Source organism: Leifsonia sp. 10L418 (assembly GCF_056395445.1).
In genome coordinates this window covers 22,038-46,539 of record NZ_JBFTJN010000003.1, presented here as the reverse complement: position 1 = coordinate 46,539, position 24,502 = coordinate 22,038, and the positions used below count along the sequence as shown (strand labels likewise).

22 protein-coding genes and 5 tRNA genes are annotated in these 24,502 nt (G+C 64.2%); 23 read left to right on the top strand and 4 right to left on the bottom strand.

The genetic code is table 11. The features are described from left to right. Positions 1-3 precede the first annotated feature (3 nt). A complete protein-coding gene (locus AC1DCF_RS08145; protein WP_477210578.1) occupies positions 4-906 on the bottom strand; it encodes a sulfurtransferase in 903 nt (300 codons plus the stop codon). Between the two features lie 163 nt (positions 907-1,069). On the opposite strand from AC1DCF_RS08145, the gene zapE reads away from it, so the two are divergent. The 6 genes from zapE (at position 1,070) to AC1DCF_RS08115 (ending at position 7,322) form a co-directional block, all read left to right on the top strand. Continuing rightward, positions 1,070-2,137, top strand: a complete 1,068-nt coding sequence (gene zapE, locus AC1DCF_RS08140; protein ID WP_441792334.1) for a cell division protein ZapE — start codon at positions 1,070-1,072, stop codon at positions 2,135-2,137. 230 nt (positions 2,138-2,367) lie between these two features. After that, entirely contained in the window at positions 2,368-3,588 is a 1,221-nt protein-coding gene (locus AC1DCF_RS08135; protein WP_441792335.1) for an ammonium transporter, read from the top strand. A gap of 98 nt (positions 3,589-3,686) precedes the next feature. After that, positions 3,687-4,238, top strand: a complete 552-nt coding sequence (locus AC1DCF_RS08130) for a type II toxin-antitoxin system PemK/MazF family toxin (protein ID WP_477210577.1) — start codon at positions 3,687-3,689, stop codon at positions 4,236-4,238. Positions 4,239-4,253: 15 nt separating this feature from the next. After that, positions 4,254-5,099 (top strand): serine hydrolase, encoded by an 846-nt coding sequence (locus AC1DCF_RS08125; RefSeq protein ID WP_477210576.1) that lies wholly within the window; start codon positions 4,254-4,256, stop codon positions 5,097-5,099. A gap of 55 nt (positions 5,100-5,154) precedes the next feature. Further along, positions 5,155-5,637, top strand: a complete 483-nt coding sequence (locus tag AC1DCF_RS08120) for an LpqB family beta-propeller domain-containing protein (protein WP_477210575.1) — start codon at positions 5,155-5,157, stop codon at positions 5,635-5,637. Further along, positions 5,580-7,322 carry a DUF5671 domain-containing protein gene (locus AC1DCF_RS08115; protein ID WP_477210574.1) on the top strand — a complete coding sequence of 581 codons (1,743 nt, stop codon included), beginning with the start codon at positions 5,580-5,582 and terminating at the stop codon, positions 7,320-7,322. The genes AC1DCF_RS08120 and AC1DCF_RS08115 overlap by 58 nt, the downstream gene beginning before the upstream one ends. A 64-nt stretch (positions 7,323-7,386) precedes the next feature. On the opposite strand, the gene AC1DCF_RS08110 is transcribed toward AC1DCF_RS08115, so the two are convergent. Further along, positions 7,387-7,459 (bottom strand) — tRNA-Val (locus AC1DCF_RS08110). Positions 7,460-7,784: 325 nt separating this feature from the next. Here AC1DCF_RS08110 and AC1DCF_RS08105 point away from each other — a divergent pair. From AC1DCF_RS08105 to AC1DCF_RS08025, 17 genes are all read left to right on the top strand, one after another. Beyond that, positions 7,785-7,856: transfer RNA gene (locus AC1DCF_RS08105), tRNA-Gly, on the top strand. A gap of 61 nt (positions 7,857-7,917) precedes the next feature. Further along, a tRNA-Cys gene (locus tag AC1DCF_RS08100) sits at positions 7,918-7,991 on the top strand. 25 nt (positions 7,992-8,016) lie between these two features. Further along, positions 8,017-8,088: transfer RNA gene (locus tag AC1DCF_RS08095), tRNA-Val, on the top strand. An 85-nt stretch (positions 8,089-8,173) separates the two neighbouring features. Next, positions 8,174-8,245 (top strand) — tRNA-Gly (locus tag AC1DCF_RS08090). Between the two features lie 114 nt (positions 8,246-8,359). Continuing rightward, complete coding sequence (locus tag AC1DCF_RS08085; protein ID WP_477210573.1) at positions 8,360-9,427, top strand: hypothetical protein; 1,068 nt, start codon at positions 8,360-8,362, stop codon at positions 9,425-9,427. Positions 9,428-9,506: 79 nt separating this feature from the next. Beyond that, complete coding sequence (thrS, locus tag AC1DCF_RS08080; RefSeq protein ID WP_477210912.1) at positions 9,507-11,456, top strand: threonine--tRNA ligase; 1,950 nt, start codon at positions 9,507-9,509, stop codon at positions 11,454-11,456. 34 nt (positions 11,457-11,490) lie between these two features. Continuing rightward, positions 11,491-12,030 carry an HIT family protein gene (locus tag AC1DCF_RS08075; protein WP_441792341.1) on the top strand — a complete coding sequence of 180 codons (540 nt, stop codon included), beginning with the start codon at positions 11,491-11,493 and terminating at the stop codon, positions 12,028-12,030. A 67-nt stretch (positions 12,031-12,097) separates the two neighbouring features. Beyond that, entirely contained in the window at positions 12,098-12,997 is a 900-nt protein-coding gene (pdxS, locus tag AC1DCF_RS08070) for a pyridoxal 5'-phosphate synthase lyase subunit PdxS (RefSeq protein WP_441792342.1), read from the top strand. Positions 12,998-13,007: 10 nt separating this feature from the next. Next, a complete protein-coding gene (gene pdxT, locus AC1DCF_RS08065; protein ID WP_441792343.1) occupies positions 13,008-13,601 on the top strand; it encodes a pyridoxal 5'-phosphate synthase glutaminase subunit PdxT in 594 nt (197 codons plus the stop codon). A gap of 137 nt (positions 13,602-13,738) precedes the next feature. Continuing rightward, positions 13,739-14,503 (top strand): YebC/PmpR family DNA-binding transcriptional regulator, encoded by a 765-nt coding sequence (locus AC1DCF_RS08060; RefSeq protein ID WP_441792344.1) that lies wholly within the window; start codon positions 13,739-13,741, stop codon positions 14,501-14,503. Between the two features lie 4 nt (positions 14,504-14,507). Then, positions 14,508-15,137 (top strand): crossover junction endodeoxyribonuclease RuvC, encoded by a 630-nt coding sequence (ruvC, locus tag AC1DCF_RS08055; protein WP_477210572.1) that lies wholly within the window; start codon positions 14,508-14,510, stop codon positions 15,135-15,137. Beyond that, positions 15,134-15,769, top strand: a complete 636-nt coding sequence (ruvA, locus tag AC1DCF_RS08050; RefSeq protein WP_477210571.1) for a Holliday junction branch migration protein RuvA — start codon at positions 15,134-15,136, stop codon at positions 15,767-15,769. The genes ruvC and ruvA overlap by 4 nt, the downstream gene beginning before the upstream one ends. Positions 15,770-15,810: 41 nt before the next feature. Continuing rightward, positions 15,811-16,866, top strand: a complete 1,056-nt coding sequence (gene ruvB / locus AC1DCF_RS08045) for a Holliday junction branch migration DNA helicase RuvB (protein WP_477210911.1) — start codon at positions 15,811-15,813, stop codon at positions 16,864-16,866. A 78-nt stretch (positions 16,867-16,944) separates the two neighbouring features. Then, positions 16,945-17,337 (top strand): preprotein translocase subunit YajC, encoded by a 393-nt coding sequence (gene yajC, locus AC1DCF_RS08040; protein WP_441792347.1) that lies wholly within the window; start codon positions 16,945-16,947, stop codon positions 17,335-17,337. Positions 17,338-17,400: 63 nt separating this feature from the next. After that, positions 17,401-19,116 (top strand): protein translocase subunit SecD, encoded by a 1,716-nt coding sequence (secD, locus tag AC1DCF_RS08035; RefSeq protein WP_441792348.1) that lies wholly within the window; start codon positions 17,401-17,403, stop codon positions 19,114-19,116. Then, on the top strand, positions 19,116-20,117 hold the full coding sequence (gene secF, locus AC1DCF_RS08030; protein WP_441792349.1) for a protein translocase subunit SecF: 1,002 nt from the start codon (positions 19,116-19,118) through the stop codon (positions 20,115-20,117). The genes secD and secF overlap by 1 nt, the downstream gene beginning before the upstream one ends. Before the next feature lie 167 nt (positions 20,118-20,284). Further along, positions 20,285-22,537: a RelA/SpoT family protein gene (locus AC1DCF_RS08025; RefSeq protein WP_441792350.1), complete on the top strand. Its 2,253-nt coding sequence runs from the start codon at positions 20,285-20,287 to the stop codon at positions 22,535-22,537. 22 nt (positions 22,538-22,559) lie between these two features. On the opposite strand, the gene AC1DCF_RS08020 is transcribed toward AC1DCF_RS08025, so the two are convergent. Next, on the bottom strand, positions 22,560-23,147 hold the full coding sequence (locus AC1DCF_RS08020) for a type IV toxin-antitoxin system AbiEi family antitoxin (protein WP_477210570.1): 588 nt from the start codon (positions 23,145-23,147) through the stop codon (positions 22,560-22,562). A gap of 86 nt (positions 23,148-23,233) precedes the next feature. After that, a complete protein-coding gene (locus AC1DCF_RS08015) occupies positions 23,234-24,466 on the bottom strand; it encodes a DUF349 domain-containing protein (RefSeq protein ID WP_441792352.1) in 1,233 nt (410 codons plus the stop codon). Positions 24,467-24,502: the final 36 nt, after the last annotated feature.

The window sequence follows — 24,502 nt, the reverse complement described above, 5'->3', positions numbered from 1 at the left end:
GGGTTAGCGCGGCGCCGGCGCGACGCCGGGCTCAGTACCGGTGACGATCGGTACGCGCACGGCGCTACCCCACTCGGTCCACGAACCGTCGTAGTTGCGCACGTTCTCAAAGCCGAGAAGGTGCGTGAGCACGAACCAGGTGTGGCTTGAGCGTTCGCCGATCCGGCAGTAGGCGATGACGGTGTCGCCGTCGGACAGCCCCGCTTCGTCACGGTAGATGGCGTCGAGTTCGCTGCGCGGCTTGAAAGTGGAATCGGTGTCGGCTGCCCGAGCCCACGGAACCGATGCCGCCGACGGAATATGTCCGCCGCGCAGGGCGCCCTCTTCGGGGTAGGCGGGCATCGTGGTGCGAAGTCCCGAATACTCCTCGGGAGAACGCACATCGATCAGCGGATTGCCGAAGTGGGCGAGCACGTCGTCCTTGTAGGCACGGATGGGCGCATCGTTGCGTTCGACCACCGGGTACTCCACCGGGGTGACCACTGTCGCATCCGTCGTCAGCTCGCGGCCTTCTGCGATCCACTTCTCACGTCCGCCGTCGAGAAGGCGCACGTCTTCGTGGCCGAACAGGGTGAAGATCCAGAGGGCGTATGCCGCCCACCAGTTGCTCTTGTCGCCGTAGATCACGACGGTGGAGTCGCGCGACACACCCTTGGAACCGAGCATCGCGGCGAAGGCCTCGCCGCCGATGAAGTCGCGCTCGACCGGGTCGTTGAGGTCGGTGTGCCAGTCGATCTTCACTGCTCCGGGAATGTGCCCCATCTCATAGAGCAGCACGTCTTCGTCGGATTCCACGACGACGAGGCCCGGCGAATTGAGGTGCGCCTGCAGCCACTCGGTGGAGACGAGACGTTCCGGGTGGGCGTAGGCGGCGAATTTTTCAGCCGGATCGAGTTCTACGGACATGGCGAACCTCCAGAAGCACGCCGTCACGGCGCAAAGTTTGGTGTGGGTGCGGATTAGGCTTGGTAGCCTGCCGACAGATCGAATCTACGCGGTGCGGGGGCCGCCTGCATCCGGTGTCATGCTTCGGCACGGATTCTCGACCAACGAAACACGGGTACGACACATGACCGCAGAGGCGGAACAGCACACTCACCGTCAGCCGAACCGGCTGGCCGACCGCTCTCCGGAGATCTCGGGTGCCGAAATTGTCGCCGAGTTGGTGCCGCCGCCGCAGTTCGAGAACGCGTCGTTCGACTCTTACCGTCCCGACGCGAACTACCCGTCGCAGGCGGGGGCCGTCGAACGCCTCCGTGAGTTCGCCGGAGTCTGGCGTGCCCAGCAGCGCCCCGGCGGATTCTTCTCGCGCAATCGCAAGCCGAAGACCGAGCTTCCCGGCATCTACCTCGACGGTGGGTTCGGCGTCGGCAAGACCCACCTGCTCGCATCACTCTGGCACGCGTCACCGGGACCGAAGTATTTCGGCACGTTCATCGAATACACCGCCCTGGTCGGCGCACTCGGCTACGCCGACACGGTCAAGCAGCTCACCGGAGCCAAGCTCATCTGCATCGACGAGTTCGAACTCGACGATCCGGGAGACACCATGATGATGACCCGGATGCTCGGCGAGCTCGTCGCCACGGGCACCCGCGTCGCAGCGACGTCGAACACCCCGCCGAACTCGCTCGGCGAGGGCCGATTCGCGGCCGTCGACTTTCTGCGTGAGATTCAGGCGATGTCGTCGAACTTCGAAACCCTGCGCATCGACGGACTCGACTATCGCCGCCGGGACACCTCCGGACTGGCCGTGGCGACGGCTCCCGAGCAGGCCGAACACCTGGTGGGCGCGCTGCTCACTCGCGGCTCGCGGGTCAGCGAAGACGACTTCGGCGCCCTGATCAAGCATCTCGGCACCGTGCACCCGTCGAAGTACATCAAGATGATCGCCGGCATCGACGTGATCGTGTTGGAGAACGTGTTTCTGCTCACCGATCAGACGGATGCGTTGCGCCTGGTCGCATTCATCGACCGGGTGTACGACGCGGAGATTCCGATCATCGCCAGCGGCCTGCCGTTGCATGACGTGTTCGACACCGAAATGCTCGGCGGCGGCTACCGCAAGAAGTACCTGCGCTCTCTCTCCCGCATGGTCGCGCTGACCACGGGGGAGCTGCCGCCCCACGCGGGCTAGCGCGATCGCTGTCCAACGCCCGTGCGCTCCAAGAGAGCGCATGGGCGTTGTGCTGTCCGAAACATTCTCTTAACCTGCGCGGCCAGCTCGTAACCCGGACGAAACACAACATGCCGGTGTGCGAAACGTCCACGCCCGAAGCTGTTGCCGTACCCGAGTCCGCCCCCGGCGATCTCCAGGAATCGGTCCTCGCGGTGCACCGAAGCAAATTGAGAGTGTGAGGACAAGCTATGGACACGGGAAGCATTGCATGGGGAGTCACAGCCACCGCACTGGTGCTGTTGATGACCCCGGGCGTCGCATTCTTCTACGGCGGACTGGTCAAGGCCAAGAGCGTCGTCAGCATGATGATGATGAGTTTCGGAGCACTCGGTTTGATCAGTGTGCTCTGGATCCTCTACGGATTCAGCATGAGCACGGTTTCGAGCCCGTTGCAGTTTGCGGGCAACCCGTTCGCTGACTTCGGCCTCGGTGCGCTGGCCACGGGCGAGGACTCGAACACCAACCTGCTCGGCGCCACCTTCGGTGCGACATTCGCCATCATCACCGTGGCACTGATCTCCGGCGCGATCGCCGACCGGGCCAAGTTCGGTTCCTGGATGATCTTCGCCGGCGTCTGGGCAACCCTCGTCTACTTCCCGGTCGCGGCCTGGGTGTGGGGCGGAGGCTGGATCATGAGCCTCGGCGACACGCTGGGGCTGCCGAACGTCATCGACTACGCCGGTGGAACCGCCGTACACATCAACGCCGGTGCGGCCGCGCTCGCGCTCGCATTGGTTCTCGGCAAGCGTGTCGGCTTCCAGAAGGGAATCACCAAGCCGCACAACGTGCCGCTGGTTCTGATGGGCGCCGCGATCCTCTGGTTCGGTTGGTTCGGCTTCAACGCCGGCGCAGAGTGGCTGAACGGTCTCGCCAACGTCGGTCTCATCGTCGTCAACACGCTGGGCGCCACCGCCGCGGCAATCCTCGGCTGGCTGATTGTCGAAAAGGTCAAGGATGGCAAGGCGACGTCGGTCGGCGCGGCATCCGGTGCCGTCGCCGGTCTGGTCGCCATCACCCCGGCATGTGCCAACCTCGAACCCGGCTGGGCCCTGGTGCTCGGCGTCGTTGCCGGTTCAGTCTGCGCGATGGCCGTCGAACTCAAGTTCAAGCTCGGTTTCGATGACTCACTCGACGTCGTCGGCATCCACCTGGTCGGCGGAATCATCGGCACGCTGTACCTCGGCTTCTTTGCCATCGACACCGGTCTCTTCACCGGCGGCGGCCTCGGCCAGCTGACCGTGCAGGCGATCGCCGCCTTCTCGGTGCTGATCTACTCCTTCGTCGTCGCACTACTGCTCGGCTACGCCATTGAGAAGACGATCGGCTTCCGGGTCAAGAACGAAGACGAGATCGCCGGCATCGATACCTTCGTCCACGGCGAAGAGGGCTACGCGCTCGAGCGGGTCTGACTGCGTGACGTGGTCGCGCGGGTGATCGCCGAGCGGATGCGCCGGCGCACGTCGGCAGCCACCGATTGAGGTCGCGGGAGGTGAGGTAGTGTTCGGGTGTGTCAGGCACCCAACGCTTCCTCACCTCCCTTCTCTCGTTGTTCCGCCCGTCGCGCGGGCCGCACACCGAGCCGCCACCCGCACGGCGACCGCCGGCATCCACGCGGGACACGACGCCGTCTGAGGCGACCCCCGGTCGATCCGGCCCCCGAGCCACCATGGAAGTCGACCCGCACCGCATCCGGCCCGTGCGGACGACCTACTCACCGAACCCGGACAGAGATCCCGACCCCGGCGAGATCGTTTGGACCTGGGTGCCCTACGAGGAGAACGACGGGCGTGGCAAAGACCGCCCGGTGATCATCGTCGCCAGAGAGAAGCCTGGCTCGCTGCTGGCGGTGCAGCTGACGAGCAAGGATCACACCGGTGAAGGCGGCTTCGTCGAGCTGGGCAGCGGTCCGTGGGATCGGGAGGGCCGGCCGAGCTGGGCGAACATCGACCGGGTCTTCCGCGTCTGGCCGGACGGCATGCGCCGGGAGGCGGCTGCGCTCGACGCCCCACGTTACGCACGAGTGCAGGCAGCGCTGGCTCGCCGTTACGGCTGGAGCTGATCCATCATGGTCGTCATGGATGTCAACGAATTCGCTGTGCCGGAGGTACGTTGGTCGATCGTCGTATCGAACCCGGTGACGGGTGACCTGGTGTGGTCGCTCGCACCCGATCTGGTGCTGCAGACCGCGAGTGTCGGCAAACTGTTTCTCTTGATCGAAGTGGCGAGGCAGCTCGACGCGGGCACACTTGACCCGGCCGAACTGCTCACTCGCACAGCCGACGACTTCGTCGCCGATTCCGGGGTCTGGCACACGCTCCAGGCCGAGTCGCTCAGCATCGTCGACGCCTGCGCGCTGGTGGGCGCGGTCAGCGACAACCTCGCGACGAACGTTCTGCTGCGCCGGGTCGGACTCGACGCCGTCACGTCCATGACGCGATCACTCGGGTTCAGCCGGTCGGCATTGCTCGACCGGGTGCGGGGCGTTCGCCGGCCCGAGCATCCGCCGACGCTGTCGCGGGGGAGCGCTGTCGAACTCGCGCAGCTCGTGGGGCGACTGCATACCGGCGACGTGGTCTCTCGCCCGGTTTCCGACCAGGTCCTGGCCTGGATGATGCTCAACACGGATCTCTCGATGGTCGCGTCGGCGTTCGGGTTCGATCCACTCGCGCATGCGGGCACCGACCGCGGTTCACGTCTCTGGAACAAGACCGGAACTGACAGCACGGTGCGCGCAGACGTCGGGATCATCGAGGCGGCCGCCGGCACCTATGCCTATGCGGTGCTGGCGAACTGGTCTGAATCCGAGTCAGCCGATGGCGATCCGCGTGATGCGGTTCTGCAGCGGATGCGCCTGGTCGGCCAGCGCCTGCGGTCGCACCTCGAGCGCGCCGAGCTCGTTCAACCCGCCGCGCCACGCTGACCCGCGAGGCGCTGAATCCGCCCGGATGCGGGCTGACTCCGCCAGGATGAGCTGCATGACCACCCCGAAGACCACCCCGCGCACCAACCCGCGCCCCAGGATGGACCGCACTCTTGTGGTGATTCTTTCCGTCATCGCAGCCCTCGTCATTATTGCTCTGGTCGTCGTGTTCTCTCGCGGTACGCCACAGAACCTTGATGCGGCAACCCCGCAGGGCGTCGTGCAGCGTTACGCTGCCGCCGTCATCGCCGGGGATGAATCTGCGGCGCAGCAGTTTCTCACTCCTGCAGTGCGCGCGACGTGTGACCGGTTCGAGAACGTCTACACCGACGACCTCAGAGTGGTCCTGGTCGATACGGCGGAGCGGGCCGACTCTGCCGACGTGAAGGTCTCGCTGGTCACCTCGTACAGCGGTGGTCTGTTCGGGCCGTCCGAGTATGAGTCCGCAGATGAATTCGGCCTGACCAAGATTGGCGACGAATGGTTGATCGAGAAGACACCGTGGGAGCTCACGATCTGCGGGGAATCGGGGCTCTGATGAGCGACGTTCACACCTCGGCCGCTCCGTCGGTCGGTTCAGCCCAACAGACCGTGCGTCGCGTGATCGTGTACGTGCTGCTGTTCGCCCTTGTGACCATCGGCGCCATCGGGCTCAGCGGTCTGCTCGCACGGCTGCTTGAGACGGGCAGCGACCTGGCAGACGGCGGCACCACCGGTCTCGCGCTGTCCCTCGCCTTCACCCTGGTCGGCGGGCCGCTCGCTGCCCTCCTCTGGTGGTCGGTCTGGCGAAAACTGCGGGGTGAGGCAGAGCGGTCGTCTTTGACGCTCGGACTCTACCTGGCCGGTATGTATGTGGTCTCCCTCATCACGTTCTCACTCGCGTTGGTGGCCACGGCATCCGCACTCGTCGACGGGGCCTGGGAACCCAGGGAATTCGCCACCGGCATTGTCTGGGCGGGGGTCTGGCTCTGGCACCGCTGGATGTGGAACCGGCCGGAACTCGGCCAGGTTCGACTACGCACTGTGCCGATCGTCCTGGGTTCGGTGTACGGCCTCGTGCTCGGAGTCGGCGGTGCCGTCAATGCACTCGGATACCTGTTCGACACGGCGATCCGAGGTTCCGCGACCGCGACACTGGCGGGAATCCCCTGGTGGCAGACTCCGCTCCCTGCGCTCCTCTCGGCCATCGCCGGGGGAGCGATCTGGTGGTGGCACTGGACGCACGACGACGCCAAACATCTGAAGACCGGATTCGCCGCCGTGGCCTTGATCGTCGTCGGGGTGCTCGGAGCAAGCATCCTGACTCTGACCGGGATAGCCACGGTGCTGTTCGTGCTGCTCCGGCTCGCGTTCGACCGAAGCGAGCCGGTCAACACGCTCCTTGACCCGCTGGGTGAGGCAATTGCCGCAGCGGCAGTCGGTTCCCTCGTGTGGTTCTATCACTGGGGTGTCGCACGGCTCCGCTCCGACGCCACTCGACGGGCCGGCGCTCTCGTCACGTCGGGTGTCGGCGTGGTGGCGGCAGCTGCGGGGGTCGGGGTGATCCTGAATGCGGTCCTCGCCTCGACGACGACCACCCTGGCCGGCGCAGACGCCCGTTCGCTGCTGTTCGGTGGAATCAGCGCGCTCGTGGTCGGCGGTCCGGTCTGGTGGCGGATGTGGAGGCCGACGTCGCCCGTCAGCGCAGACGAGGCCGGATACTCCGGACGTCGGGTGTATCTGGTCGCGATGTTCGGTCTGAGTGCCGTGGTGGCGCTCATCGCACTGTTGACGGTCGGATACCGTGTTTTCGAGTTCGCGCTCGACAGCGGGGTGGACGGCGGCCTGATCGAACAAGTGCGGGCGCCGTTGGGATGGCTCGTGGCGACAGGGCTGGTCGGTGGCTACCACTTCAGTGTGTGGCGGCACGATCGGGCGGTTCTCGCGGTGGAGCGCCCGACTCGCGAGCGATTGATTGACCGCGTGATCTTGGTCACGGGCGCCGACGCGGATGCTCAGAAGCGCGAAATTGAGAACGTCACCGGGGCATCCGTCACGGTGTGGCGGCGCGCTGCGGCGGTCGTCGGTGCCGGGTCGGAGGCAGCGACCGGACCGGCCGTTGGGTCGGGAGCTGCGCCCGATGCCGGCGAACTCGCCCGGGTCTTGGACGGAGTGGCGGGCAAGCGCGTTCTCGTGCTCACCGGTGAGGGAGGACGTGTCGAGGTGGTTCCGCTGGCGGACTGACCGGGTGCCGGCGTCTGATCGCGCGGGAAACAAAAAACCCCCGGGATAACCGGGGGTTTTGTTGTGGGCGATACCGGACTCGAACCGATGACCTCTTCGGTGTGAACGAAGCGCGCTACCAACTGCGCCAATCGCCCTCATGCGGTGAAAGCTTCTTCAACCGCGATTCACGATACTAGCCCACACCGCACGGTGAACGCACATCGGCGGTTTCGGCGACGCCGTCCGAATGCGGTTGAGCGACTGACAGGCGAATTGGTCGGGAGGGGTTGGCTGAGTGTGACGGCAGAAGCACGAAAGAAATCATGACCTCAGAATGTTGGCCAGCCCAATGAATCACTGGCGACGGAGGCGGGAACGAGCTCGGGAACGGCAATCGCGACACGCCAGGGTTTGCTCAGTTTGAATGTTGGCGGCGGAATCGGTTAGAGTCTTCAACGCACGCAGAAATGCGAGCGAGTTGCGGATGTGGCGCAGTGGTAGCGCATCACCTTGCCAAGGTGAGGGTCGCGAGTTCGAATCTCGTCATCCGCTCGAATGGAATGGAATCGCTTCGAAAGAAGCGGTTCTCTTCATTTGGTGGTGAACCCAACACGGTGGATTGGCCGAGAGGCGAGGCAGCGGCCTGCAAAGCCGTATACACGGGTTCGAATCCCGTATCCACCTCCATTCTTGAGACTAGTTCGCAAGATATGGGCGATTGGCGCAGCGGTAGCGCGCTTCCCTGACACGGAAGAGGTCACTGGTTCGATCCCAGTATCGCCCACAGAGAAAAACCCCCGGTAAAACGGGGGTTTTCTTCGTTCAGCTCAACAAAACACGCCCGGCGTGCACTGCTGAGTTGAACACATGCGGATGTGGCGCAGTGGTAGCGCATAACCTTGCCAAGGTTAGGGTCGCGAGTTCGAATCTCGTCATCCGCTCAGAAAAAAGAAGCCCACCAGGGAGACCTGGTGGGCTTCTTGTGTTTGCGGGACGTCCCGTCGGGGGAGCGGATGCGCAGGCCAGATAGGCTCAACCGAGTGCAACTCACCTCGATGCCCTCAACCATTCGCTCGCTCGCCCAAACCCACGCGGTCAGGGTCGAGTCCCGGGCCATCATCGTGGCGGCCGGCGCCTTTCTGCTTTCCGGCCTGGTCGGACTTCTCGTCATGCACGGCACGTTCCTGCCGATCTGGAAGGAATGGTCGGTCGGCTTGCTGGCCATCATCGTTGGCGTCGTCATCGGTGCGGGCGCCTATAGCCTGAGCGCCGTCGACTCCCGCCGTCGGGCGCGAGAATCTGGCACCGTCCTACGCACGCTCCCGCGCTTTATCTGGGACACCACCGCACTGACCTTCACCCATGTCGCCATTCTGGCGATGCTCGGCCTCGTGCTGTTCTCCACCCTGCAGCAGGCCTTCCAGGGACTCGAGGTCGACACGTTAACCGGCACGATGATGGTTGCGTTGAGCGGCGCAGCCAGCGCCTACTTCCTCTACCTCTCGGCCGCGACGACGACGGCGAACAAGATGTCGACGCTTCTCTCCGTCTTCCTCAGCAGCGGCATTCTGCTCAGCATGACGACGACGACCGATCCGCACTGGTGGCAGGCCAACTTCAGCATTCTCGGCACGACCCGCGACTTCTCAAGCCTCACGTTCAATCTGACGCTGATCATCACAGGTGCGACGATCACGATTCTCGCCGACTACGTGACGAGCGACCTGGCCATCTGGACCGAGAATCTGGTCGGGCGCGCGACCCCGCACATCCGCCTGCTGAAATGGGCGCTGGTCGCTATCGGCGTGCTCCTCGCTTGTGTGGGGCTCGTGCCGGTCAATCAGGCGCTGATCATCCACAACACCGTGGCCACCGGAATGGTGGTCATCTTCGTCGTGCTGATGATCGCGCTGAAGCGACTCCTTCCCGGCTATCCCCAAACGTTCTTCTCCCTCGGCTATGCCTTTCTGATCTGCATCGGCGTTGCCGCGTTCATGTTCTTTCCGGTCGGCTACTACAACCTCACGGCATTCGAGCTGATCGCCTCGGCGCTCATTTTCAGCTGGCTTGTCATTTTTGTACGCAATACCGCTGCCGTCACCGCGGTGTCCAGCTCCCGCTAAAGTTGAGGAGTACATCGAAACAGGGAGTTTTAACGTGGCTGACGGCTTCGCGCTTTTCACCGACCGGTCTGTTGTCGCAATGCGCGTCAACGGTGAGCTGAAAGACCTCGCGACCCAACTCGAGACGACGGATGTCGTCGAGCCCGTCACGATCGACTCGCCTGACGGCCTCAACATTCTTCGCCACTCGGCCGCCCACGTGCTCGCCCAGGCCGTGCAGACCATCAACCCGGAGGCGAAGCTCGGCATTGGCCCGCCCGTCACCGACGGTTTCTACTACGACTTCGACGTGAAGAACCCCTTCACCCCCGAAGACATGAAGGCGATCGAGAAGGCGATGGATCGCATCATCCGCTCCGGCCAGCGTTTCGTGCGCCGGGTTGTGACGGATGACGAGGCTCGCGCCGAACTCGCGAACGAGCCCTTCAAGATTGAACTGATCGGCATCAAGGGTGGCGTCGCCGACCCGGCTGCCGTCGAAGCCGGTGACCTCGGCGGCGACAACGAGTCGGTTGAGGTCGGCGGTGCCGAACTCACCATCTACGACAACGTCGATCCGAAGACCGGGGAGACCATTTGGAAAGACCTCTGCCGCGGCCCGCACTTGCCGAACACCCGCATGATCGGCAACGGCTACTCGCTCACCCGCCTCGCCGCCGCCTACTGGCGCGGTTCCGAGAAGAACCCGCAGCTGCAGCGTGTCTACGGCACCGCATGGCCGACGAAAGACGAACTGCGCGCTTACCAGGCTCGCCAGGAGGAGGCCGCGAAGCGCGACCACCGCAAGCTCGGCGCTGAACTCGACCTGTTCAGCTTCCCCGAAGAGCTCGGCAGCGGACTGCCGGTCTTCCACCCCAAGGGCGGCATCATTCGCCAGGAGATGGAAAACTACTCCCGCAAGCGCCACACCGATGAGGGCTACTCCTTCGTCAACACCCCGCACATCACCAAGGGCAGGCTCTACGAGGTCTCCGGCCACCTCGACTGGTACCGCGACGGCATGTTCCCGCCCATGCACATCGATGCAGAGACGGATGCCGACGGCAACGTCACCCGTGAGGGTGTCGATTACTACCTCAAGCCGATGAACTGCCCGATGCACACGCTCATCTACCGTTCGACGGCGAAGTCGTACCGCGATCTGCCGCTGCGTCTGTTCGAATTCGGCCAGGTCTACCGCTACGAGAAGTCGGGCGTCATCCACGGGCTCACTCGTGTGCGTGGTATGACGCAGGACGACGCGCACATCTACACGACACGCGACCGCATGAAGGAAGAGCTCACCAAGACGCTCAACTTCGTGCTCGGGCTGCTGAAGGACTACGGGCTCGACGACTTCTACCTGGAGCTCTCGACCAAGGACCCCCAGAAGTTCGTCGGCAGCGACGAGATCTGGGAGGAAGCCACTGCCACTCTCGCTGAGGTGGGCGAGGCATCCGGTCTTGAACTCGTCGCCGACCCGGGCGGAGCCGCGTTCTACGGCCCCAAGATCTCGGTGCAGGCGAAAGACGCCCTCGGCCGCACCTGGCAGATGTCGACGATTCAGCTCGACTTCAACACGCCGGAGCGTTTTGAAATCGAGTACACGGCTCCCGACGGTTCACGCCAGCGCCCGGTGATGATTCACCGCGCCCTGTTCGGCTCAATCGAGCGCTTCTTCGGCGTGCTCACCGAGCACTACGCCGGCGCATTCCCGGTCTGGCTCTCACCCGTGCAGGTTGTCGGCATCCCGATCAGCGAGCAGTACGCGCCGTTCCTCGACGACGTCATCGCGCAGCTCAAGGCCGCCGGCGTACGCGCCGAGGTCGACAACTCAGACGACCGCATGCAGAAGAAGATCCGCAACCACACCAAGGCCAAGGTTCCGTTCCAGCTCATCGTCGGTGAAGAAGACCAGGCCAACGGCGCGGTCAGCTTCCGGTTCCGTGACGGCACGCAGGAAAACGGTGTTCCCGTCGCCGACGCCATCCGTCGCATCGTGGCCTCGATTGAGACCCGCGCTCAGGTGACGACGCAGGGGCAGATCTAACGTGACTGGTGGGGGTGGCGACGAAGTAGGGGGAGTGGAGATCGAGAACTCCTCCGACTTCGCCGGCGTGCCCGACGCGTTCCAGCGTCTCTGGACGCCGCATCGCATGGTCTACATCCAAGACGGGCAGCAGCCGCACTCCGACGACTGCCCGTTCTGCCTCGCTCCGGCAATGGACGACGAGAAGGCCTTGATCGTGGCGCGGGGCACTCACGCCTACGTGTTGCTGAACCTGTTCCCGTACAACAGCGGTCACCTGCTCGTCTGCCCGTACCGCCACGTGGCGAGCTACGCCGACGCCACTGCCGAAGAAGTCGCCGAGATCGCCAGCCTCACCCAGACGGCGATGCGCGTACTGACGGAGACGTCGCGCTGCGACGGTTTCAACATCGGCATGAATCAGGGGCGCATGGCCGGAGCCGGCATCGCCGACCACCTGCATCAGCACCTGGTGCCGCGTTGGAACCACGACTCAAACTTCTTCCCGATCATCGCCGGCACCAAGGCGTTGCCACGGCTGCTCGGCGATGTCCGGCGAGAGATCGCCGACGCGTGGCCGGCAGAAGAAGCCTAGTTTTTCCTCCCACCAGCAGCCCTTGGCTGCGCCCATCACCCCATTACGCAAGGAATAGAATCGAACAATGACTAACACCACCGACTCGCAGTTTGGTTCCAGCCGCGTCAAGCGTGGGCTTGCCGAAATGCTGAAGGGCGGCGTCATCATGGACGTCGTCAACGCTGAGCAGGCCCGCATCGCCGAAGATGCCGGCGCTGTCGCCGTTATGGCCCTGGAGCGCGTTCCCGCCGACATCCGTTCACAGGGTGGCGTCGCTCGCATGAGCGACCCCGACCTGATCGACGGCATCCGTGCCGAGGTCTCGATCCCGGTCATGGCGAAGGCCCGCATCGGCCACTTCGTCGAGGCACAGGTCCTCGAGGCACTCAACGTCGACTACATCGACGAGTCAGAGGTTCTGAGCCCGGCCGACTACGTCAACCACATCGACAAGTGGAACTTCAACGTTCCCTTCGTCTGTGGCGCGACCAACCTCGGTGAGGCACTCCGCCGCATCAACGAGGGTGCTGCGATGATCCGTTCGAAGGGTGAAGCCGGCACCGGCGACGTCTCAGAGGCGACCAAGCACATCCGCAAGATCAAGGGCGAGATCGCTGCTCTGTCGTCGATGAGCAAGGACGAACTGTACGTTGCCGCCAAGGAACTGCAGGCCCCGTACGCTCTCGTCGCCGAGATCGCCGAGACCGGCAAGCTCCCCGTCGTCCTGTTCACCGCTGGTGGCGTGGCCACTCCGGCCGACGCCGCGATGATGATGCAGCTCGGTGCTGACGGCGTGTTCGTCGGTTCCGGCATCTTCAAGTCGGGCAACCCGGCTCAGCGCGCCGCAGCCGTCGTCAAGGCTGTCACCTTCTTCGACGACGCCAAGGTCATCGCCGAGGTGTCCCGCGGACTCGGTGAGGCCATGGTCGGCATCAACGTCGCCGACCTCGCTGCACCGCACCGTCTCGCCGAGCGCGGCTGGTAACCACCGATTGATGAGCGTCGGAGTACTTGCCCTTCAGGGCGATTTTCGTGAGCATGCGGATGTCCTGCGTGAGTTGGGCGCCGACGTTACGTTCGTTCGTCGCCCGGAAGAACTGGCCCGCATCAGCGGGTTGGTGATTCCGGGCGGCGAGTCCAGCGTGATGGACAAGCTGGCACGCACGTTCGGCGTGGCCGAACCGTTGCGTGCTGCCGTGCGCGCTGGACTGCCGGTCTACGGCACCTGCGCCGGCTTGATCATGCTCGCCGACACCATTCTCGATGGAATCGTCGGCCAAGAAGGCATCGGTGGGCTGGACATCGCCGTGCGTCGCAATGCCTTTGGCTCGCAGACCGAGTCCTTCGAGATCGACCTGGCTGTTCCGGCACTCGGACGGGCACCGGTTCACGCGGCGTTCATCCGGGCGCCCGTCGTCGAGACCGTCGGTCCGCGTGCGCGCGCATTGGCGACACTGCCCGACGGTCGTTGCGTTGCGGTTGAGCAGGGAAACCTGCTCGGAACCTCGTTCCACCCCGAGATCACGGGGGAGCACCGCTTTCACGAGTACTTCCTGCAGAAGGTTCAGACCGCGGCATTCGCTGCCTGACATCTCGAGAATTCACAGCCCCCGCGCGGTCTCTCCGCGCGGGGGCTGTGCTGTTCTAGAATGGGTGGGCACCCAGTGGGTGCACCGATTTTGCACGTGCAACTCAGGCAACGAGCAAGCGACACAACGGGAGATTCATGTCCGGGCACTCCAAGTGGGCCACCACCAAGCACAAGAAGGCCATCACCGACTCGCGTCGGGCGAAGGCATTCGCGAAGCTCATCAAGAACATCGAAGTTGCCGCCAAGATGGGCGGCGCCGACCTCTCCGGCAACCCGACCCTGGTCGACGCCATCCAGAAGGCGAAGAAGACTTCTGTTCCGAACGACAACATCGACCGCGCCGTCAAGCGCGGCGCCGGGCTCAGCGGTGAGTCGGTCGACTACACGACGATCATGTACGAAGGCTATGCGGGCCACGGCGTCGCCATCATGATCGAATGTCTGACCGACAACAAGAACCGCGCTGCCGCCGAGGTGCGCACCGCCATGAAGAGCCACGGCGGCACCATGGCCGATCCGGGAAGTGTCGCCTACAACTTTCACCGCAAGGGCATCGTCGTTGTTCCGAAGATCGCCGGCCTCACCGAAGACGACGTGCTGATGGCCGTTCTCGACGCCGGTGCCGAGGAGGTCGTCGACGAGGGCGAGACCTTCGAGGTCTTCTCTGAGGCCAGCGACCTCGTTGCCACGCGCACCGCGCTGCAGGACGCCGGAATCGACTACGACTCAGCGGATGCCGCTTTCGTGCCGTCGCTCAAGGTCGAGGTCGACGCCGAGAACGCGCGCAAGGTGTTCCGCCTGATCGACGCCCTCGAAGACCTCGACGATGTGCAGAACATCTACAGCAACTACGACCTCTCGCCCGAGGTTCAGGCGGAGCTCCAAGCCGAGTCCGAGTAGTCCCGTGTCGGTCCGGGTGCTCGGAATCGACCCGGGCCTCACCCGGTGCGGGGTCGGCGTTGTCGACGTTGCCGGCAACCGCTCGGCAACGCTGGTCGACGTCACGGTGCTCCGCAGCACACCGGACATGGCGCTGGAGAAACGACTGCTGCTGATCAGTCGTGGCATTGCCGAACTGCTCGACCGGCACCAGCCGCAATTCGTGGCGATCGAGCGCGTCTTCGCCCAGCAGAACATGAGCACGGTGATGGGCGTTGCCCAGATCAGTGGCGTGGCACTCGTGCTGGCCGCCGAGCGCGGGCTTCCCGTGACATTGCACACCCCGAGTGAAGTGAAGGCAGCGATCACCGGCTTCGGTGGCGCAGAGAAGAAGCAGGTCGGCACGATGGTCGCCCGCATCCTCGGGCTGGCCGAAATCCCGAAACCCGCGGATGCCGCCGACGCGCTGGCTTTGGCAATCTGTCACGCCTGGCGCACCGGCGCCGCAGGCGGAACCCTGCCGACCGTCGGCTCCCTCGCAGCCGGCGCCGGTTCGACCGCCGGGGCCGGCAGCCTCACTCCCGCACAACAGGCATGGCGCGCCGCGGAGCGCAACGCCTCGGTGTCGGCGGTGCCGCGTAGTCTAAAGCGGTGATCTCCTCAGTACGTGGCCCCGTTCTCTCTGCCCTTGGCAGCATTGTCGTCATCGAGGTCGGAGGCATCGGCCTGGCCCTGCAAGTGACGCCCGCCACCGCTTTGTCGGTGAGGATCGGCGACGAAGCCCGGCTGATGACCACCCTCATCGTGCGCGAAGACTCACTCACCCTGTACGGCTTCATCAGCGCAGAAGAACTCGCGGTCTTCGAACTGTTGGTGGGAGTGACCGGCGTCGGCCCCAAGTCGGCGCTGGGTGTGCTCGCGGCGCTGACGCCCAACCAAATCGCTCAGGCGGTGACGACTGAAAACGATGCAGCATTCCGCAAGGTCAGCGGCATCGGACCGAAGACCGCCAAGCTGATCGTCGTGTCACTGGCGGGCAAGGTGCATGTGAGCGCCGCCTCAGCAGGCGACGGCGTCGCAACCCGACCCGGCAACGCCTCATCGGTGTCCGCCACGGTGCAGGCTGCCTTGATCGGACTCGGCTGGTCGGAGCGTGTCGCCGCTGAAGCCGTCGAAGAGACACTGCGCGACGCGCCGGAGGCCGATCAGGCCGTGGTCGCCTCTATTCTTCGCCTGTCGCTGGCCCGTCTGGGCCCGGCGCAGCACTCGGCCGGACGACGCTCATGAGCCCTGACGCAGTCTTCGGGCGAACACCCGGTGAAAACTCGATGTACGAGGCGGAACAAGCCGGTGACGATCTGACGAACCCGATCATCGAGGGTGACGTTGAGTTGGCCTTCGAGGGAGCGTTGCGCCCCCACAGCCTGGCCGAGTTCGTCGGTCAAGAGAAGGTGCGCGGCCAGCTGCAATTGCTGCTCACCGCAGCCACCATGCAGCAGCGCACCCCCGACCACATTCTGCTCGCCGGTCCGCCCGGGCTGGGCAAGACCACCCTCGCCATGATCGTCGCCCATGAGGGCAACCGGCCACTGCGCATGTCGAGTGGCCCGGCAATTCAGCATGCCGGCGACCTGGCCGCTGTGCTGTCGTCGCTGATGCCGGGGGAGGTGCTTTTCATTGATGAAATCCACCGGATGGCACGCTCGGCCGAAGAAATGCTCTACCTGGCGATGGAAGATTTTCGGATCGACATCATGGTCGGCAAGGGCGCAGGAGCGACGTCGGTTCCGCTCGACCTTGCCCCCTTCACCCTGGTGGGGGCGACCACCAGGGCCGGCCTGCTTCCGAACCCGCTGCGCGACCGGTTCGGCTTCACCGCGCACCTCGAGTTCTATGCGGAGAGCGAGCTCGAGCAGGTGCTCACCCGGGCCGCGCCACTGCTCGGACTGACCATCGACAAGCGCGCCCTGGCCGAGATCGCCGGTCGCTCACGCGGCACGCCGCGTATCGCCAACCGGCTTCTGCGCCGGGTGCGAGACTATGCCCTCGTTTATGGCGGGGGAGAGAAGGGCGGGGAGGCGAATCTCGACGCCGTTCACGCCGCGCTCGAACTCTACGATGTCGACCCGATCGGTCTGGATCGAYTCGACCGCGAGGTCATGAAGATCATTCTGACCCGTTTTGGGGGTGGGCCGGTTGGCCTGAATACGCTGGCCGTTTCGGTCGGAGAAGAGGCCGAAACTGTCGAAGCGGTCGTTGAGCCCTTCTTAGTGCGGATAGGATTCCTCACACGCACGCCGCGAGGCCGTGTCGCAACGCCCTCGGCATGGAGTCATTTTGGATTGAGTCATCCTCAGGCTGGTCTCACACTTGATGATCTATAATTCAGGTTGGTTCGCATTCCCGCTCAGTATTCAACTGCTGCGGTTGACTAGCCGCAATCGAAAGGTTTTCTGAGTTTCATGGATCTAATGACTCTTGTCATGCTCGCCGTACTGGCCGTGCTGGTTTTCTTCATGTTCCGCAATGGGCGCAAGCGCAAGGCTGACCAGGAGAAGCTGCAGTCCACGATGGTTCCGGGCGCCGACGTGATGACCAACTTCGGTCTCTACGGCACCATTGTGTCGATTGACGAAGAACAGAACAAGGTTGCGCTCGAGATTGCTCCGGGCACGATCGTCAACATTCACCGTCAGACCATCGCACGCGTCGTCGAGCCCATCGAGGCCGTCGTCGCCGATGAGACCGACGGTGTAGAGCTCAACCAGGACCACGCCACTCTCCTGGGTGAGCCGGAATTCGGTCAGCGCGTCGACACCGATGGTGACAGCGAGCCCAAAAAGGGCAACGCGTAACAATCCCTCTCCCGTGCCCGCGCTCTTCAGCGCGGGCACGAGCATAGAAAGCTGAGTTCATAGGTGGCAAAGTCGTCCCCGGTTAAGAAGGCCTGGCGTTCTCTCTCCTGGCTAGGCGTGATTATTATCGGCCTCTTCGCGATTAACGCCATTGGCGTTTTTACCGGGGGAGGATCGTGGACACCCAAGCTCGCTCTTGACCTTGAGGGCGGAACTCAGATCATCCTCGCGCCGAAAGTGGCGTCGGGCGAGACTGTCTCAGAAGAGCAGCTCAACCAAGCAGTGTCGATCATCCGTCAGCGCATCGACTCCTCTGGAGTCTCCGAGGCGGAGATCAACACCAGCGGTCAGAACATCGTCGTCTCCATTCCGGGCACCCCGGACAAAGAGACGATCAACCGCATCGAATCGTCGGCCAAGCTTGAGTTCCGGCCCGTCCTGGCCGCCGGCCAGCCGTCCGCATCGAGTGTCGGCGGCGATGGCACAGCCTCGCCCACCCCGGCCCCGATCGACCCGAACCTGTCGACCACGCCGACCGCGAAGCCGACGGATGCCAGTGACCTCGCCTACATCACCCCCGCCTTGCAGGCCGAGTACGACGCCTTCGACTGCGGCACGATCAACACGACGAACGTCGCTCCGGCTGACGAACCGCTGATCACGTGTGAGACCGACGGCTCCGTGAAGTACATCCTCGGCCCGGTCGAGGTCAGCGGTGAGAGCATCACCGACGCAACGAGTGGTCAGCGCACCACCCAGAGCGGAGCGACCACCGGCGAGTGGGTCGTCAACATGACCTTCGATTCAAAGGGGACCAAGGCATTCGCCGACGTCACCCAGCGTCTGAGCGGCCTCCAGGGCGTGCAGAACCAGTTCGCCATCGTGCTGGACGGCAAGGTCATTTCGGCCCCGCGCACCCTCGCCGTGATCACCAACGGCAAGCCGGAGATCAGCGGTAACTTCACCCAGGAGTCGGCCAAGGCCCTCGCCGATTCGCTCAAGTTCGGCGCCCTGCCGATCAGCTTCGTCGTGCAGAGCAACGAGACGATTTCAGCGACTCTCGGCACCACCCAGCTGGTCAGCGGCCTCATCGCCGGTCTGATCGGTTTGATCCTGGTGGTGATCTATTCGCTGATTCAATACCGGATGCTCGGCTTCGTCACCGTGGCCTCGTTGGCCGTCGCATTCCTCATCACCTATTTGGTCATCACGATCCTGTCGTGGCGGGAAGGCTATCGACTCTCGCTGGCCGGTGTGGCCGGTCTGATCGTCGCCATCGGTATTACGGCTGACTCGTTCATCGTCTACTTCGAACGCGTTCGAGACGAACTCCGGGATGGCCGAGGTCTGGAATCGTCGATCGAGGCCGGCTGGAAGCGGGCGATCCGCACGATTCTTGCCTCGGACACCGTGAACTTCCTCGCCGCCGCCGTGCTCTTCATCGTCGCGGTCGGCAGCGTCAAGGGCTTCGCACTCACCCTGGGTCTCACCACGATCGTCGACGTCATCGTCGTCATCCTCTTCACCCACCCGGTGCTGCAGCTGTTGGGTCAGACCCGGTTCTTCGGCGAGGGCCACAAGTTCAGCGGCCTCGATCCGAGAGCATTGGGCGCCGCCTATCGGGGCCGGGCCCAGTTCCGGCCGTCGGCGGCCGTCGCATCCACCAAGGTCGCTTCTTCCAGTAAAGAAGCAGCCAAACGTCAGACCATCGCCGAGCGGAAGGCCGCCGAACTGGCTGCCGCGAATTCCGATCAGTCGACCGAGGGGAAGAACTCCTAATGGCTAGTTTCGCCCAGTTCGGAAACGACCTGCACACCGGTAAGCGTTCGTTCAACATCATCGGTCGCCGCAAGCTCTGGTACTCGATCGCCGTGGTGATGATGTTGATCGCCCTCGTCGGCCCCTTCCTGCGCGGCGGATTCGTCTTCGGGATCGAGTTCACCGGCGGGTCCGAGTTCATCATCTCGGATGTCCCCACTCAGAACCAGACGCCGGCCAACGAGGCCGTCGCTTCGGTCGTGCCCGAGGCTGTACCGAAGGTCACCACCGTCGGCACCAACACCATCCGTGTGCAGACCGACCAGCTGACCAGCGATCAGAGCCGTGAGCTGAGCGACGCCCTCGCCACGGCGTACGACGTGCCGGGCACCCAGGTGACCTCCTCGTTCATCGGCCCGTCTTGGGGCGCCGACATCACCGGACAGGCCCTGCGCGGCCTGGCCATCTTCTTGGTGCTGGCCGCCGTTGTGATGGCCCTGTACTTCCGCACCTGGAAGATGTCGCTTGCGGCGATGATCGCCCTGATTCACGACTTGATCATCACCGCCGGCGTCTATGGCATCACCGGTTTTGAGATCACCCCGGCCGCGGTGATCGGATTCCTCACGATCCTAGGTTATTCGCTCTATGACACGGTCGTGGTCTTCGACAAGGTTCGAGAGAACACCGCAGAAGAGTCGAACCGCACCTTTGCGGGCTCGGTGAACCTCGCGGTGAACCAGACCCTGGTGCGCTCGATCAACACTTCAGTGGTGGCGCTTTTGCCGGTCGCGTCGATTCTGTTCATCGGAGCGTTCCTGCTCGGTGCCGGTACCTTGCGCGACATCTCGCTGGCTCTGCTCATCGGTATGCTCGTCGGCACCTACTCGACGATCTTCATCGCCGCTCCGCTTTACTCGCAGCTGCGTGAGAACGAGCCGGCCATTCGCAAGGCCGACAAGAAGGCGCTCGCGCTCCGGGCCAAGGCCGACCAGCAGGCCGGATCCGAAGTCACGGTCTGATCTGCTCAGTGATCGACGAGACGGGGGCGTCTGCTGCGTGAGCGGCGGGTGTACCCCGTTTCGTCGTTTCCAAGGGTTCTGTGTCGGCATCCTGGTCACGCGCCCTCACTGCAGCAGCGATAATTAAGAACTGAGCACTTGGTGGCTCGTAGAGGTGAGGTCACGTGATGAGCGACACAACGACTCCGTCGGCCGCGTCACTGCGCCGTCTAGTTCCCCGCATCTTCTCCCGAGCGCAACCGGTCGGCGCCGTTGACACGCTGATCAAGACGGTTCGGATGCATCATCCGAAGGCCGATCTGGCGATCATCGAGCGTGCCTACACCGCAGCAGAACGTGCCCACTCCGGCCAGAAACGCCGGAGCGGCGAGCCGTACATCACCCACCCGGTCGCCGTCGCGCAGATTCTTGCCGATCTGGGCATCGGCCCGAAGACCGTCGCGGCGGCACTGCTGCACGACACCGTCGAAGACACCGAGTACACCCTCGACCAGTTGCGCGCCGACTTCGGTGACGAGATCGCCATGCTGGTCGACGGCGTCACCAAACTCGACAAGGTCAAGTACGGCGACAGCACTCAGGCTGAGACCGTCCGCAAGATGATTGTGGCGATGTCGAAAGACATCCGAGTTCTGATCATCAAGCTGGCCGACCGGCTGCACAACGCGCGCACCTGGGGCTTTGTGCCGGCGGAGTCGGCGGCTCGCAAGGCGACCGAAACGCTTGAAATCTATGCCCCGCTCGCGCACCGCCTCGGTATCCAGGCGATCAAATGGGAGCTGGAAGACCTCTCCTTCGCGGTGCTCTACCCCAAGCTCTACGCCGAGATCGAGAGCCTCGTCAAACAGCGCACTCCGCAGCGCGAAGAGTTTGTGCAGCAGGTCATCGACAACATCAATGAAGATCTGAAGGCCGCACGCATTCGGGGCAAGGTTGCCGGGCGACCGAAGCAGTATTACTCGATCTATCAGAAGATGGTCGTGCGCGGTCGCGAGTTCGACGAGATCTACGACCTGGTCGGCATCCGTGTTCTCGTCAACTCGGTGCGTGACTGTTACGCGGTGCTCGGTGCGATCCATGCCCGCTGGACGCCGCTGCCCGGTCGGTTCAAGGACTACATCGCCACCCCCAAGTTCAACCTCTATCAGTCGCTTCACACGACCGTGCTCGGCCCGAGCGGTCGCCCGGTCGAGATTCAGATCCGCACCCAGGAAATGCACCAGCGCGCCGAGTTCGGTGTGGCCGCCCACTGGAAGTACAAGGAGCAGGTCAACGGCAAGTCGGCCGGCGGCTCCTCGCCGAACGACACCGACATGGCCTGGCTCGCGCACATTTCAGACTGGCAAGCCGAGACCGCCGACCCCGGCGAGTTCCTCGACTCCCTGCGCTACGAGATCGGTGCCAAAGAGGTCTACGTCTTCACGCCGAAGGGCCGGGTGATCGGATTGCCCGCCGGCGCGACCCCGGTTGACTTCGCCTACGCCGTGCACACCGAGGTCGGGCATCGCACGATGGGCTCCAAGGTCAACGGCCGTCTCGTGCCGCTGGAGAGCACGCTCAACACCGGCGACGTCGTCGAGGTCTTCACCTCGAAGAACCCCGACTCGGGTCCAAGTCAGGACTGGCTGAACTTCGTCAAGAGTCCCCGCGCACGCAACAAGATTCGCCAGTGGTTCACAAAAGAACGCCGCGACGAGGCGATCGAGCAGGGCCGCGACGCCATTGCCCGTGCGATGCGCAAGCAGAACCTGCCGTTGCAGAAGCTGATGAACCAGGACTCCTTCGCGGAAGTCGCGGCTCAGCTGAAGTATGAAGACGTCTCGGCGCTGTACGCTGCCGTCGGCGAGGGTCACGTGTCGACCCAGTCGGTGCTCGAGAAGGTCGTCGCGTCACTGCAGACCGTCGAAGAGATCTACAGCACCGATCTTCCCGTAGCACCGCGGGGCCGCACGCAGACCCTGCGCAGCAGCGACTCGGGCATCCTCGTGCGCGGTGCCCCCGACATCCTGGTCAAGCTCGCACGGTGCTGCACTCCGGTTCCCGGCGACGAGATCGTCGGGTTCATCACCCGCGGTTCCGGCGTCTCGGTGCACCAGAAGTCCTGTCACAACGTGCAATCGCTGCTCAAGGAACCCGAGCGGATGATCGACGTCGAGTGGGCGCCCACCTCGAAGAGTCTCTTCATGGTGCAGATTCAGATCGAGGCTCTCGACCGTTCCGGACTGCTCTCCGACGTCACTCGCGTGCTGTCTGAGCATCACGTCAACATTCTGTCTGCGACGGTCAACACGTCGAGCGCCAGGCTCGCGCTCAGTCGGTTCGTGTTCGAGATGGGCGACACCACCCACCTGGACCGGGTGCTGAACGCGGTGCGGCGCATTGACGCCGTCTACGACGTGTACCGGGTCAGCGACGGCTAGATCGTCACCGCGCGGGGCATCATCATTCACGGCCCAGCAACGCATCCTCGCCATCGCCGTCGAGGATGCGCTGCGTCGCCGTCAACCGCCCGAGTGCTCGCAGCGCCTCCGCCTTGGAATGCGCGATGAGGCCGTCGGCGACGGGATCGACCGTGCTGTGACCGCTGTACCGAAGCAGGCGCACCACGATGCAGGGAAGAGCCGGCGCGCTCGATGACTCCCACCGGGTCAGATCGATGGCCGTGCGGAGCGGCGTCGTGACCGAAATCCCGCCGATCAGCTGGGTGTCTTCACTCACCTGCCGCAGCTCGCGCACCTGAAACCGAGGTGACGACGGTATGACCGCTCGCGCCCGGGTGTCAACGCAGACTCGGTGCTGAGCCGGCTCAGGCGCGACCCCGTAAATCCAGGCGGCGCTCGACAGCTCGACGATCGCGCGGCGGGGGAGGAGACGTGCGATGGCCAGGGCCCGAGTGGCAGGTTCAACGCGCACATCGATCGGACACCATAACTCGCCGAGACCGAAGAGTTCGCCATCGAGGCGGGCGCTCGACAGCTCCGCGATCGGAAGTTCGGCAGCGCTGAGCACGGAAGCGAGTCGGTAATTCATTCGCCCAGACTCGTGGTCGAGGGTCGCGCCCACAGAAAAAGGCCAGGATCTGTGGACAGATCCTGGCCTCGTGACGCTGTGGAGCGTTACTTCTCGATTGCGTTCAGCCAGGCCTTGCGGGCGGCGAGAGCCTCGGTGGCCTCGGCGATAGCCGCGGCATCCTTGCTCGCCTCAGCCTCGGCCAGTTCGGCCTCGAGCTTGGCGATCGCATCGTGCAGCTGGCCGGCGAGCCCGGCGGTGCGCGCCTGGGTCTCGGGGTTGTTGCGCTTCCAGTGGTCGTCATCGAGCTTGCGCACGGCAGCTTCGACCTTGCGCATGCGATCCTCGACGACCTTGACCTGGTCGCGCGGAACCTTGCCGATCTCATCCCAGCGTCGCTGGATGCCCGACAGCGTGGTGCGCGCCTTGGTGCGGTCGGTCTCGGTGAGCAGCGCTTCGGCCTCCGTCAGAAGCTCAAGCTTCTGCTCGAGGTTGCCGGCGAATTCCTCGTTCTCGAGAGCGTCGACTTCGGACTTCGCGCCGTAGAGCACATCTCCGGCAGCCTTGAACTTCGCCCACATGGCGTCGTCCTGCTTCTTGCCGCTGCGGCCGGCGAGCTTCCACTCGTCGAGCAGGGTGCGGTAGCTGTTGATTCCGTCGGCACCCTGCGGGGCGAGGGCTTCAGCCTGCGCGATCAGCTGCTGCTTGCGGTTGCGAACATCTTTGTGTGCGCTGTCGAGCTCAGCGAAGAATGCCTTGCGGTTCTGCTCGATGGTGGTGCGCGCGGCACGGAATCGCTTCCAGAGCTCGTTCGCCTCACCCTTCGGGATGCGCGGCGCGTCGTGCTGGTGCGCCTGCCACTTCACGAAGAGAGCGTCGAGGGCTGCGCTGGTCTGCTTCCACTGCGTCTTCGCGGGGTCTTCAGCGGCGAGCCGCTCGGCCTCTTCGACGATGGCTGCACGCTCGGCGAGGGCGGCGGCAGACTGAGCCTTGGCCTCTGCGCCCTGCTGCTCTGTCAGCTCGCTGACGGTGCCGCCGAGGGCTCCGAGACGCTCGGTGAGCGCGGCGAGGTTGCCGACTGCATTGGCGTTCACCAGTGCGGCCTGCAGGTTGGCGACGGCCTTCGCGATGTCGGCAGCGGGAGCGCCGCCCTTGGCACGCTGCTCGAGAAGCGTCACCTGACCGTTCAATTCGACGTATTTACGCTCGAAGTAAGCGAGCGCCTCCGCCGGAGTGGCGTCGGGGTACTGCCCAACGGCACGTTCGCCTGACGCCTCGCGCACGTAAACCGTGCCGGTTTCGTCTACGCGACCCCATGGTTGCTGATCTGTCGTAGTCAAGAGCCTCACCTTAAATTAATTGTCCGCCCGTCAACG

Excerpts from the sequence above, each read along its gene's own strand:
- AC1DCF_RS08115 (WP_477210574.1), top strand. The coding sequence starts at position 5,580 with ATGGTTGATCGAGAAGACACCGTGGGAGCTCACGATCTGCGGGGAATC.
- AC1DCF_RS08020 (WP_477210570.1), bottom strand. The coding sequence starts at position 23,147 with ATGAATTACCGACTCGCTTCCGTGCTCAGCGCTGCCGAACTTCCGATC.
- thrS (WP_477210912.1), top strand. The coding sequence starts at position 9,507 with ATGCGCGTCAACGGTGAGCTGAAAGACCTCGCGACCCAACTCGAGACG.
- AC1DCF_RS08125 (WP_477210576.1), top strand. The coding sequence starts at position 4,254 with ATGGATGTCAACGAATTCGCTGTGCCGGAGGTACGTTGGTCGATCGTC.
- AC1DCF_RS08085 (WP_477210573.1), top strand. The coding sequence starts at position 8,360 with ATGCCCTCAACCATTCGCTCGCTCGCCCAAACCCACGCGGTCAGGGTC.
- AC1DCF_RS08135 (WP_441792335.1), top strand. The coding sequence starts at position 2,368 with ATGGACACGGGAAGCATTGCATGGGGAGTCACAGCCACCGCACTGGTG.
- AC1DCF_RS08025 (WP_441792350.1), top strand. The coding sequence starts at position 20,285 with ATGAGCGACACAACGACTCCGTCGGCCGCGTCACTGCGCCGTCTAGTT.
- AC1DCF_RS08120 (WP_477210575.1), top strand. The coding sequence starts at position 5,155 with ATGACCACCCCGAAGACCACCCCGCGCACCAACCCGCGCCCCAGGATG.
- yajC (WP_441792347.1), top strand. The coding sequence starts at position 16,945 with ATGGATCTAATGACTCTTGTCATGCTCGCCGTACTGGCCGTGCTGGTT.
- secF (WP_441792349.1), top strand. The coding sequence starts at position 19,116 with ATGGCTAGTTTCGCCCAGTTCGGAAACGACCTGCACACCGGTAAGCGT.
- AC1DCF_RS08060 (WP_441792344.1), top strand. The coding sequence starts at position 13,739 with ATGTCCGGGCACTCCAAGTGGGCCACCACCAAGCACAAGAAGGCCATC.
- pdxT (WP_441792343.1), top strand. The coding sequence starts at position 13,008 with ATGAGCGTCGGAGTACTTGCCCTTCAGGGCGATTTTCGTGAGCATGCG.
- pdxS (WP_441792342.1), top strand. The coding sequence starts at position 12,098 with ATGACTAACACCACCGACTCGCAGTTTGGTTCCAGCCGCGTCAAGCGT.
- AC1DCF_RS08145 (WP_477210578.1), bottom strand. The coding sequence starts at position 906 with ATGTCCGTAGAACTCGATCCGGCTGAAAAATTCGCCGCCTACGCCCAC.
- zapE (WP_441792334.1), top strand. The coding sequence starts at position 1,070 with ATGACCGCAGAGGCGGAACAGCACACTCACCGTCAGCCGAACCGGCTG.